Origin of the sequence: Pseudoalteromonas sp. C2R02 (assembly GCF_018860845.1) — a bacterium.
Lineage (GTDB): Bacteria > Pseudomonadota > Gammaproteobacteria > Enterobacterales > Alteromonadaceae > Pseudoalteromonas.
The window spans coordinates 11764-23967 of the sequence record NZ_JAHKQC010000025.1 but is presented as its reverse complement, the minus strand read 5'-3'; the positions used below and the strand labels follow the sequence as shown (position 1 = coordinate 23967).

8 protein-coding genes and 6 tRNA genes are annotated in these 12204 nt (G+C 36.9%); 1 reads left to right on the top strand and 13 read right to left on the bottom strand.

What is annotated here, in order from left to right:
- Positions 1 to 67: 67 nt before the first annotated feature.
- The 12 genes from KO527_RS08280 to KO527_RS08225 form a co-directional block, all read right to left on the bottom strand.
- Positions 68 to 1972, bottom strand: coding sequence for a SurA N-terminal domain-containing protein (locus tag KO527_RS08280; RefSeq protein WP_216039852.1), 1905 nt, complete (start codon positions 1970 to 1972; stop codon positions 68 to 70).
- 189 nt (positions 1973 to 2161) lie between these two features.
- A complete protein-coding gene (locus KO527_RS08275) occupies positions 2162 to 2437 on the bottom strand; it encodes an HU family DNA-binding protein (RefSeq protein ID WP_042142258.1) in 276 nt (91 codons plus the stop codon).
- Positions 2438 to 2632: 195 nt separating this feature from the next.
- On the bottom strand, positions 2633 to 4984 hold the full coding sequence (lon, locus tag KO527_RS08270) for an endopeptidase La (protein ID WP_216039851.1): 2352 nt from the start codon (positions 4982 to 4984) through the stop codon (positions 2633 to 2635).
- A 196-nt stretch (positions 4985 to 5180) separates the two neighbouring features.
- Positions 5181 to 6464 (bottom strand): ATP-dependent protease ATP-binding subunit ClpX, encoded by a 1284-nt coding sequence (gene clpX / locus KO527_RS08265; RefSeq protein WP_216039850.1) that lies wholly within the window; start codon positions 6462 to 6464, stop codon positions 5181 to 5183.
- Positions 6465 to 6566: 102 nt separating this feature from the next.
- Positions 6567 to 7178, bottom strand: coding sequence for an ATP-dependent Clp endopeptidase proteolytic subunit ClpP (gene clpP / locus KO527_RS08260; protein ID WP_042142264.1), 612 nt, complete (start codon positions 7176 to 7178; stop codon positions 6567 to 6569).
- Positions 7179 to 7328: 150 nt separating this feature from the next.
- Positions 7329 to 8633, bottom strand: coding sequence for a trigger factor (gene tig / locus KO527_RS08255; protein WP_042142266.1), 1305 nt, complete (start codon positions 8631 to 8633; stop codon positions 7329 to 7331).
- A gap of 302 nt (positions 8634 to 8935) precedes the next feature.
- Positions 8936 to 9012: transfer RNA gene (locus KO527_RS08250), tRNA-Pro, on the bottom strand.
- Positions 9013 to 9044: 32 nt separating this feature from the next.
- Positions 9045 to 9121 (bottom strand) — tRNA-Pro (locus KO527_RS08245).
- A 47-nt stretch (positions 9122 to 9168) separates the two neighbouring features.
- Positions 9169 to 9245 (bottom strand) — tRNA-Pro (locus tag KO527_RS08240).
- A 29-nt stretch (positions 9246 to 9274) separates the two neighbouring features.
- A tRNA-His gene (locus KO527_RS08235) sits at positions 9275 to 9350 on the bottom strand.
- 32 nt (positions 9351 to 9382) lie between these two features.
- Positions 9383 to 9459, bottom strand: a tRNA-Arg gene (locus KO527_RS08230).
- Between the two features lie 40 nt (positions 9460 to 9499).
- Positions 9500 to 9576: transfer RNA gene (locus KO527_RS08225), tRNA-Pro, on the bottom strand.
- Positions 9577 to 9854: 278 nt separating this feature from the next.
- On the opposite strand from KO527_RS08225, the gene folD reads away from it, so the two are divergent.
- Positions 9855 to 10709: a bifunctional methylenetetrahydrofolate dehydrogenase/methenyltetrahydrofolate cyclohydrolase FolD gene (gene folD, locus KO527_RS08220; protein ID WP_216039849.1), complete on the top strand. Its 855-nt coding sequence runs from the start codon at positions 9855 to 9857 to the stop codon at positions 10707 to 10709.
- 76 nt (positions 10710 to 10785) lie between these two features.
- Here the strand turns inward: folD and cysS are convergent, their stop codons facing one another.
- Positions 10786 to 12165 (bottom strand): cysteine--tRNA ligase, encoded by a 1380-nt coding sequence (gene cysS, locus KO527_RS08215; RefSeq protein ID WP_216039848.1) that lies wholly within the window; start codon positions 12163 to 12165, stop codon positions 10786 to 10788.
- Positions 12166 to 12204: the final 39 nt, after the last annotated feature.

Here is a 12204-nt window from a genome sequence, read left to right as displayed (position 1 = left end):
CATATTTCGCAAACAAGAAAGGCGCATTAAAATGCGCCTTTTCTAATTCTAAATTAAATTTAGAAGTTTAGTTTTGTTCTGCAACAGTTAAGTTTGCAGCAACTACTTCAGCATCAGCTTTTAATGAATTAACAAAAACTAAATAATTTTTATTAATTTGTTGTGTTGCGAAGTTTTGCTTAACTTGTGGCTCTACAGTAACGGCATCAGCTGCTGTTACTTTAGTTAATGCAACGATTGCAACATCACCATTATTAAGTGACACTAAATCAGTTACAGCAGTATCTGTAGGATGTGCGAGTTTAAATACTGACTGTGCAATTTCAGGTGATACTGAACGATCGCTACGTGTTAAACCTGTTACTTGCTTAACTTCAGCTTCAGCTTCAGTTGAGATATCAGCTAAAGTAGAACCAGCTTGAACTTTTGCATACAAACCATCTGATTTTTCTTTAGTCAGTTCGGCAGCTTTTTGGTTAACTAATGTTGATTTAATTTGCTCTGATACTTCAGTCATTGGCTTAGTCGCTGCAGCTTTATGCTCTTTTATACGAACAACTATGACATGCTCATCACCTAACTCAATGACTTCAGAGTTAACACCATCTTCGATTAATTCAGCAGAAAAAACAGCTTTAACAACTGCTGGGTTACTTAGCGCAGCAGGCGCATTGAAACGGTTAAATAATGCAGTAGACATTACTTCATGATCAATTGCACCAGCAGCATCTTCAAGTGAATCGGCAACTTCAAATGCAAGTTCAGCAAGTTCTGTTTGTTTACCGTAGAAAAGCTCTGTTTTAGCATCTTTTTCTAATGACGCTTTTAATTCTTCTTTAACTTGATCTAATGTTTTGATTTGTTGCGCTAATAAGTCTGTTAGTTTAATAATATGATAACCAAATTCAGATTTAACTATTTCAGTCACATCACCTTTTGCTTTTAATGCAAATGCCGCATCTTCAAAAGCAGGATCCATCATATCCCGGTCAATCCATTCTAAATCACCACCAAGCTCACCGCTTACAATATCATCAGATTCTGTTTCGGCTAATTTTGCAAAATCTTCACCTGCATTCAATTTAGCAAGTACAGCTTCAGCTTTAAGTTTTGCAGCAGCATCGTCTTCACTGTTATCAATTAAGATATGTGCAACACGACGTTTTTCAGCTTCAACATACTGAGCTTTATTTTCTTCATAAGCCAATTCAATATCTTGTTCTGTAATAGGTGTATCTAATACGACTGAATCTGACGATAATTCAACATATTCAACAGAAACTTGCTCTTGAGACATAAACTGCGATTGGTTTAATGTGTAATAATCTGAGATTTCAGTCTCTGTTACTTCAATTCCCGCTTTTACTTTATCGGCAGAAACAATTAAGTAATCTAGATCACGTACCTGAGCTTCAAGTTGCGTTGCTAAGCTTACTTCACCATTTAATGCAAAGTCAGTGCCTGCTACTGCAGAAACAAGTTGGCTACGTGTCATTTCTGTTCTTAAATAATCACGAAATGCATCTGGTTGGTAGTTCATTTGTCTAATAACTTGAATATAACGGTCATTACTAAACTGACCTGCAATTTGAAAAGAAGGTATACCACGAATTTCTTCTTTTAACGCTTCATCACTTACACGTAAACCTAATTCGTTAGCAAGCTGCGTTTGTAATTCTTGTTGTACTAAACGCTCGATTACATTTTCACGAACACGTGCCATATAACTTGGATCTGATGAAATTTGTGAGAAGTACTCACCAAATTGTTGCTCTAAACGACTACGCTCGTTTTCATAAGCACGTGCAAAAGTTGTTTGACTAATTTTTTGTCCGTTTACAACCGCAACAGGTTGATCGTTCGGTGAACCTAAATAGCTACCAATACCCGCTAAGGCAAATGATAATATTACTAAACCAAGGACAATCTTAGCTGTTACACCTTGTGATCCTTCTCTAATTCTTTCTAACATTATTTTATCTCTTTATGTACCAAGTAAAATTACAAATCAGCATCAGCCTAAATTGGACTTGGAAACCGATTGGTAATTCAACTTGAAAAATTTGGTGTAAAAAAAGCGCATCTTATCAGATGCGCCTTTTTACTTGAAGCTATTAACGGAATAAACATCCCTAACTTTCACAATCAACTAAATGTTGAATTAAGCGTTAACGGCATCTTTAAGTGATTTACCAGCTTTAAAAGCTGGAATTGTTGCAGCTGCGATTTCAATTGCAGCACCAGTTTGTGGATTACGACCAGTACGCGCAGCACGTTCACGAACAGAAAATGTTCCAAAACCAACTAATGCAACAGAATCACCTTCTTTAAGTGCGCCTGAAACTGAATTGATGAAAGAATCTAGTGCACGTCCTGCTGCAGCTTTAGAAATATCAGCACTTGAAGCCATTTGATCTATTAGTTGAGATTTATTCACAACAACATCCCCTTATATTTTTATTATCATCGAAAACAAGACTTTCGACATCTTAGTTAAATTTGATGTAAGTTAGCCAAATCCTTATAGGATAAGGGCTGCACTTAAAAACCAGAGCCTAACTTATCATACCTTTTTAATTTGAAAAGCCCTTTACAGCACTTTTTTCAATTTTTTTAACATTTTTGTTAATATTTACTTAGAAGCGACTGAAAAACTCTCAATTGGGTTTAATAAAGTCAGCTCTAATACCTCATCAATCCACTTAACTGGGTGAATTGATAAGCCTTGCAATACATTTTCAGGGATCTCTTTTAAGTCCCTTGCATTGTCATTTGGAATAATAACAGTCTTAATACCACCACGGTGTGCAGCTAATAACTTCTCTTTTAAGCCACCAATAGGTAATACTTCACCACGTAGTGTAATTTCACCTGTCATTGCAACATCAGAGCGCACAGGGTTACCTGTTAGGCTCGATACTAATGCACATACCATAGCAGCACCGGCACTCGGCCCATCTTTAGGTGTTGCGCCTTCAGGTACATGAACATGAATGTCACGTTTCACATAAAAATCTTCATTAATGCGAAGTTTCTCACTGCGGCTACGAACGACAGTCATTGCAGCTTGAATTGACTCTTGCATAACATCACCAAGAGAACCCGTGTGAGTTAACTTACCTTTACCTGGCACTGCAGCACATTCAATTGTTAGTAAATCACCGCCTACTTCAGTCCATGCTAAACCAGTCACTTGGCCAATACGGTCATCACCTTCCGCTTTACCATAATCATGGCGTTGCACACCTAAGTAGTTTTCAAGGTTATCTTGATTAATAACCACTTTTTTAATGTCTTTATTCAATAAAATTTCTTTTACTGCTTTACGACATAATTTTGAAATTTCACGCTCTAGATTACGTACACCTGCCTCACGTGTGTAATATCGAATAATGCCGATAATGGCACTATCTTCAATTTCAATTTCATTTTGCTTTAAGCCATTACGTTTAATTTGTTTAACAAGTAAATGTTTAGTTGCAATGTTTAGTTTTTCATCTTCGGTATAACCTGATAAACGAATCACTTCCATACGGTCCAATAATGGCCCAGGAATATTAAAGCTATTAGAAGTTGCTACAAACATCACATCAGATAAATCGTAATCTACTTCTAGGTAGTGATCGTTAAAGCTGGTATTTTGTTCTGGGTCTAATACTTCTAATAATGCAGAAGATGGGTCACCACGCATATCAGATGACATTTTATCAATTTCATCTAATAAGAATAATGGGTTTTTAACACCTACTTTTGACATTTTTTGAATGATCTTACCTGGCATAGAACCAATGTAAGTACGTCTATGACCACGTATTTCAGCTTCATCTCTTACACCACCAAGTGCCATACGTACATATTGACGACCCGTTGATTTAGCAATTGATTGACCTAACGACGTTTTACCAACGCCAGGAGGTCCGACTAAACACAAGATAGGACCTTTAAGTTTATTAGTACGTTGTTGAACTGCAAGATATTCCATTATGCGTTCTTTAACTTTTTCTAGACCATGGTGATCTGAATCAAGTACTTCTTGCGCTTTGGCTAAATCTTTTTTAACTTTAGAACGTTTTTTCCAAGGAACACCTATCATCCAATCTATGTATGAACGAACAACAGTGGCTTCTGCAGACATAGGAGACATCATTTTAAGCTTGTTTAATTCAGCTTTGGTTTTGTCTGTTGCCTCTTGAGGCATACCTGCTTCATCTATTTTTTTAGCTAATGCTTCAAATTCATCAGGCGCATCATCTAATTCACCTAACTCTTTTTGAATCGCTTTCATTTGCTCATTCAAATAGTACTCTCGTTGGCTTTTTTCCATTTGCTTTTTAACACGAGAGCGAATTTTCTTTTCTACTTGAAGTAAGTCAATTTCACCTTCCATTTGCGCCATTAAAAACTCTAGGCGTTCAGTCACATTAGCAATTTCAAGTACTTTTTGTTTTTCAGCTACTTTTAATGGCATATGTGCCGCCATAGTATCAGCCAAACGTGCAGGCTCATCTATTCCTGAAACTGATGTCAGTACTTCAGGTGGGATTTTCTTATTAAGTTTAACGTAGCCTTCAAATTGACTAACAGCACTACGAATAAATACATCATGCTCTTGCTCGTCAATTTCTTCTGATACGATATATTGCGACTTCGCAATGAAAAATTCATCAGTTTGAGTAAACTCTGTAATTTGAGCACGCTGTGTGCCCTCAACTAAGACTTTAACAGTACCATCAGGTAGCTTTAATAATTGTAGGATCGTTGCAATCGTACCAACCTGATAAACATCTTCAACTTCAGGTTCATCAATGCTGGCATCTTTTTGTGCTACTAAAAATATTTGTTTGTCATTGTCCATTGCCGCTTCTAAGCATTTGATAGATTTTTCACGTCCAACAAATAAAGGGATCACCATATGCGGGTAAACAACCACATCTCTTAGGGCTAATACTGGAATCTCAACACAATCAGTTCGTTCAAGCGTCATTATTATTCTCTTGAGGCTGATATCAATACAAAAAATTACGTTTTTTTACTTATAATTTATTTGCATTGGTATTTAAAAAAAAAGGGCATGAATTGAATATGGGGATAACTAAACTAAAGATCAATCATTTTATGAAAAAAGGAACCGAATGGTTCCTTTTTGTTTGTTTTATATACTAAACCAGCTAAAAATTAAGCTATTCAGATACTGCTTTATCTGTAGGTGGGTTTTCATAAATTAATATAGGATCAGACTCACCTTTAATTACTGTTTCATCTATAACGACCTTGCTAACATTTTCCATAGAAGGTAATTCATACATGATATCAAGTAACACGGCTTCAACAATCGAACGTAAACCACGTGCGCCTGTCTTTCTTTCCATTGCTTTTTCAGCAATTGCAATTAATGCATCTTCGCGGAATTCAAGTCCAACATCTTCCATTTGGAACAAGGCATCATACTGCTTTGTTAATGCATTTTTAGGTTCGTTTAATATTTGGATCAAGGCATCTTGATCTAACTCACCTAAAGTGGCAACAACAGGTAAACGACCGATAAATTCAGGAATTAAACCAAATTTGATTAAATCTTCAGGTTGCACATCTTTTAAGTTATCACTTAACGTTTGTGTTTTCTCTGATGATTTAACATCTACACCAAAACCAATACCCGTATTTTTATGACCACGAGCTTCAACAACTTTATCTAAGCCGGCAAATGCGCCGCCACAAATAAATAAGATTTTAGAAGTATCAACTTGTAAAAACTCTTGTTGTGGGTGTTTTCTACCACCTTGAGGTGGCACAGATGCAACAGTCCCTTCAATAAGTTTAAGTAAAGCTTGCTGAACACCTTCACCTGATACATCACGGGTAATAGATGGATTATCTGATTTACGTGAAATTTTATCAATTTCATCAACGTAAACGATACCACGTTGTGCTTTATCTACATCATAATCACATTTTTGCAGTAATTTTTGAATGATGTTTTCAACATCCTCACCAACATAACCAGCTTCAGTTAATGTTGTTGCATCAGCCATTGTAAATGGTACATCTAATAATTTAGCTAATGTTTCAGCTAATAGAGTTTTACCACTACCTGTAGGCCCAATAAGTAAAATATTACTTTTACCTAATTCAACCGAAGATGTTGTTGTAGATTGATTTTTTAAACGCTTGTAATGGTTATAAACAGCAACAGACAATACTTTCTTAGCATGCTCTTGGCCTATAACATAGTCATCAAGGTGTGCGCGTATCTCTTTTGGCACAGGCAGCTTTTCAGATGCGATATGCTTAGGAGCAATATCTTGTATCTCTTCCCTGATAATATCATTACATAGCTCTACACACTCATCACAAACATAAACAGACGGACCTGCTATTAATTTGCGTACTTCATGTTGGCTTTTGCCACAGAATGAGCAGTATAAAAGTTTACTGTTCTTATCGCCGTCAGTAGTGTCGGACATTAAGCTACCTCTTTCCTAGCGCATCACTAAGCTCTTTATACTAAAATATTAGTAAAAAAATCTTAGATGCGCACACTTATTTAATTATTCGTTTATTTTGCACTAATCGCGTTGTGTAAGTACAGCATCAACGATGCCATATTCAACAGCTTGTTCAGCACTCATAAAGTTATCACGATCTGTATCGTTTGCAACAACTTCTAATGGTTGCCCACTATGTTCTGCAAGTAATCTATTTAACTTATCTTTAATAGACAGGATTTCTTTAGCATGAATTTCAAAATCAGATGCCTGGCCTTGGAACCCACCTAAAGGTTGGTGTATCATCACGCGTGCATTGGGTAAACAAAAACGCTTACCTTTTGTGCCACCTGATAATAAAAAAGCCCCCATACTTGCTGCTTGACCAACGCATACAGTACTAATATTTGGTTTGATGAAATTCATCGTATCATAAATTGCCATTCCAGCAGTCACTGAACCACCTGGCGAATTGATATAGATGAAAATATCCTTTTCTGGATTTTCTGATTCTAAAAATAATAATTGGGCAACAATTAAGTCAGCCATATTATCTTCAACTTGACCAGTCAGAAATATAACTCGCTCTTTTAGTAATCGAGAATAAATATCATAAGAGCGCTCGCCTTTTGGTGTCTGTTCAACAACCATAGGAACTAATGCGTCTGAAGGAGCTGTAATATTATTAAACATTTAAATCAATTTCCTTATTCGCTTTTTATTAGGAGAAAAATTATAGGCTAAAATGTAAAAAGGCCCGAGTATCAAGTGAAATAACACAGATACACGAGCCATTTAAACTTTAGCAGAGATTTAAGTCAATGACTTTATGCTAAAGGTGTATTATTGAGCCGCTTGTGGGTTCATAATATCATCAAAAGCAGTCTCAACATCTGAGATAGTTGCTTTTGCTAAAAGAGTCTCTACAGCTTGCTCTTCCATAGCAACATTGCGCATTTGCTGCATCATTTGCTCGTTAGATTTGTAGTACTCAACAACTTCAGTTGGATCTTCATATGCAGAAGCCATAGTTGAGATAAGTTCTTCAACTTTAGAATCATCAACTTTGATTTCGTTTGATTTGATCACTTCACCTAATAATAGGCCAGTCTTAACACGCTTCTCAGCTTGCTCTTTAAATAATTCAGCAGGAAGCTCAGGCATGTTTTTAGCGTCGCCACCAAAACGTTGTGCAGCTTGCTGACGTAAAGTATCAACTTCTTGAGAAACTAAAGCGCTTGGTACTTCAACATCATTAGTTGATAAAAGACCTTCGATTACTTGCTCTTTAACTTTCGCTTTAACAGCTTGGTCAAGTTCACGAGTCATGTTCTTTTTAACTTCAACTTTAAGTGCGTCAACACCGCCTTCAGCTACACCGAATACAACAGCAAATTCGTCGTTAAGCTCTGGTAATTCTTGAACTTCAACTTTTTTAACTGTGATTGCGAACTCAGCGTCTTTACCTTTAAGGTTTTCAGCGTGGTATTCTTCAGGGAAAGTTACAGAAGCAACTAATTCTTCGCCTGCTTTTTTACCTATGATGTTATCTTCGAAACCTGGGATCATACGACCTTGGCCAAGTTCTAGAGGGAAATCTTCAGATTTGCCACCTTCAAACTCTTCACCGTCAACTTTACCGATGAAATCGATAGTAACACGAGCGCTTTCTGACGCAGCATCTTCAGATACAGTCCAGTTAGCGTGTTGCTTACGTAAAGTTTCTAACATGTTTTCAAGATCAGCGTCAGTTACAGTAACAGCTGGCTTTTCAACTTTGATAGTTTCTAAATCTTTTAATTCAACTTCAGGGTAAACTTCTAAAGTTGCAGCGAATTCTAGGTCTTTACCTGCTTCTAATGCTTTAGGAGCAAAAGTAGGTGCGCCTGCTGGGTTTAATTTCTCAGCAACAACAGCATCAATGTAATGACGTTGCATAAGTTCACCAGCAACTTCTTGGTGTACAGCTGCACCGTAACGTTTTTTGATTACAGAAACTGGAACTTTACCTGCGCGGAAACCATCAATACGTTGAGTTTTTGATAATTGTTGTAAGCGTTTTTTTACTTCAGTATCGATGTTCACAGCTGGAACAGTGATAGTCAAACGGCGCTCTAGGCCTTGAGTCGTCTCAACAGAAACTTGCATGATTTACCTCAATCTATATATTTTGGCGTTCAATACGCCTTCCTTTCAAACAATAAAAATTACTGCTTGATCGTCCGTAGACGTTTTTTATTTAATATTAGTCGCGGCATTATAGCGTAAATATTCAGATAGTCGAGTAACCAATATGATTTTTTAAATAAGAGTGACAAATTAAAATTTTTGAATGGTGATTTTATAAAAACTAAGGATAAATAAGCTGTGTAGCACAAATTGAATAAGTATCTTGAATGAAAAAATGATTAATTAGATATAGATAATATGTAGATAGAAGTCTTTAGAAATGGTCGGCGATGCAGGATTTGAACCTGCGACCCCTTGGACCCAAACCAAGTGCGCTACCAAACTGCGCTAATCGCCGTATTTATTTCTTTTAATATGGGGTGTTTTAGATGGTCGGCGATGCAGGATTTGAACCTGCGACCCCTTGGACCCAAACCAAGTGCGCTACCAAACTGCGCTAATCGCCGAAACTAAATTTTCAAATGTAAACTATATTTATGAATATATTCATAAATGGTCGGCGATGCAGGATTTGAACCTGCGACCCCTTGGACCCAAACCAAGTGCGCTACCAAACTGCGCTAATCGCCGAACTATATTTATGTTTTTTAGAATTAAATTGGGGCGATTGACGGGGCTCGAACCCGCGACCACCGGAATCACAATCCAGGGCTCTACCAACTGAGCTACAACCGCCATAATTTAAATCTTTGAATATCACAATAAAATGGTGCGCCCTGAAGGATTCGAACCTTCGACCCACGCCTTAGAAGGGCGTTGCTCTATCCAGCTGAGCTAAGGGCGCATTTTATTTTATTTAACCACTTTTATTTATAAAAATAAAGTGGTCGGCGATGCAGGATTTGAACCTGCGACCCCTTGGACCCAAACCAAGTGCGCTACCAAACTGCGCTAATCGCCGAATATTCAGTTACTTTCGAGTAAGTCCTCGTTGGCAACGGGGTGCATAATAGAGATTTGATGTAGGCAGGTCAAACCTTTTTTTAATAAATATTTCTAAGTGCCTAAAATTAAATCATACTGACTGTTTTTTAGGTTTTTTGATTAATCTTTGTCTACTTTTAATTATAAAACATCATTATCTTTATTATCTAAAGCAGACTTACTTGGCGCATCACACGTTTCATGAGAAAATAACCTGTATCAAAAGTCCTATAACCCCAAATTTAAAGGTCACCCATGACGGCAAACATCATAGATGGTAAAGCAATTGCGAAACAAGTTAGAAATGCAGTAGCTTCAAAAGTAAAACAGCGTGTAGAAAATGGTTTACGAGCTCCTGGCTTAGCTGTTGTACTTGTAGGTTTAGATCCTGCCAGTCAAGTATATGTAGGTTCAAAACGCAAAGCCTGTGAAGAAGTTGGATTTGTATCTAAGTCTTATGACCTACCAGTAGATTCAACTGAAGAGCAAATTTTAGATCTGGTTGATTCGTTAAATAATGACCCTGAAGTAGATGGTATTTTAGTTCAGCTACCTTTACCTGAAGGATTAAATGCCGAAAAAGTACTTGAACGCATTACACCTCATAAAGATGTTGATGGCTTCCATCCATACAATATAGGTAGATTAGCACAACGTATGCCAGCACTTCGCCCTTGTACTCCAAAAGGGATTATTACTTTGCTTGATTCAACTGGTGTTAAATATAGAGGTATGCACGCTGTTGTTGTTGGTGCATCTAATATAGTAGGCCGCCCTATGTCTTTAGAATTGTTGCTAGCAGGTTGTACAACAACTGTTTGTCATAAATTCACAAAGGATCTTGAAGAACATGTTCGTCGTGCAGACTTAGTGGTTGTTGCCGTTGGTAAACCGGCATTTATTCCTGGTGATTGGATTAAAGAAGGTGCGATTGTAATAGATGTAGGTATCAACCGTTTAGATTCAGGTAAGTTAGTGGGTGATGTTGAATATGATGTTGCACAAAACAATGCAAGTTTTATCACACCAGTGCCTGGTGGCGTAGGCCCAATGACAGTTGCCAGTTTGATAGAGAATACTTTAGAAGCATGCGAAAATTACCATAGCTAATTATTAAATCGATAATTTAGTCATAAAAAAACCGCATAGAATGCGGTTTTTTTTATGACTAAATTTAAGCTTAAGCTTAAGCTTTACGCCAACTAGTACCTGCAGCACTATCTTCTAAAACAATTTTCATTTCATTTAACTTATCTCTTGCATCATCAGCCATCGCCCAATCTTTATCTGCTCTTGCTTGATTTCGCTGTTTTATTAAAGCTTCGATGATTGCGACTTCGTCATCTTCTTGCTCGCCTTGTAAGAAATCAGTCGGTGCTTGTTGTGCAATACCTAACACTTCGCCAAGACTACGTAATACATAACTCAATTCAGATGCCTTATTGTCATCTGTTTCTTTAATACGGTTTAATTCTTTAGCTAATTCAAACACAACAGATAAGGCTTCAGGTGTATTAAAGTCATCATCCATCGCTTTTCTGAATTTTATTGCATATTCATTATCAGTTAATTCAACTGCAATAGGTGTTACACCACGTAGTGCAGTATAGATACGCTCTAATGAAGAACGTGCTTGGTCTAAATTATCCTGAGAATAATTAAGTTGGCTTCTATAATGACCTGAAATTAAAAAGTAACGAACAGATTCTGCATCATATTTTTTTAATACGTCTCTAACAGTGAAGAAATTACCTAAAGATTTAGACATTTTTTCTTTGTTCACTTGAACCATGCCAGTGTGGATCCAAGTATCAGCATATTCACCGTTATTAGCACAACAAGACTGTGCTATTTCATTTTCATGATGTGGGAATTGTAAATCTGAACCTCCACCATGAATATCAAAGTGTTCACCTAAATGTTTGTTGCTCATAGCTGAACATTCGATATGCCAACCTGGGCGCCCTGCTCCCCATGGTGACTGCCAAGACGGCTCATCTACTTTTGCTTTTTTCCATAAAACAAAATCTAAAGGAGAATTTTTATTCTCATCAACTTCAACACGAGAGCCCGCTTGTAGCATATCTAAATCTTGCTGTGATAACTGACCATAATTTTCAAAACTTGAAACACTAAATAATACATCGCCATTTGCAGCAACATATGCATGCCCTTTATTGATCAAGCGCTCAACCATTTCAATAATTTCAGGAATATGATCTGTCACTGTAGGCTCAACATCTGGACGTAACATGCCTAAATTATCAAAATCTTGGTGCATGGCTTGTGTCATACGTTTAGTTAACGCATCAATTGTTTCACCATTTTCATTAGCGCGATTGATGATTTTATCATCTACGTCTGTAATATTTCGGACAAACTTTAAATCAAAACCGATATGTCGAAGGTATCTCGCTATAACATCAAAACTAACAAATGTTCTTGCGTGTCCTATATGACAGTAATCGTAAATAGTGATACCACACACATACATATCGATTTTGCCATCAACTCGGGGTTTAAATGCCTCTTTTTGTCTTGTCAGTGTGTTGTATATTTGTACCATTTACTAAAAATCCTTCACGTTTGGGGATCAAATTTATTT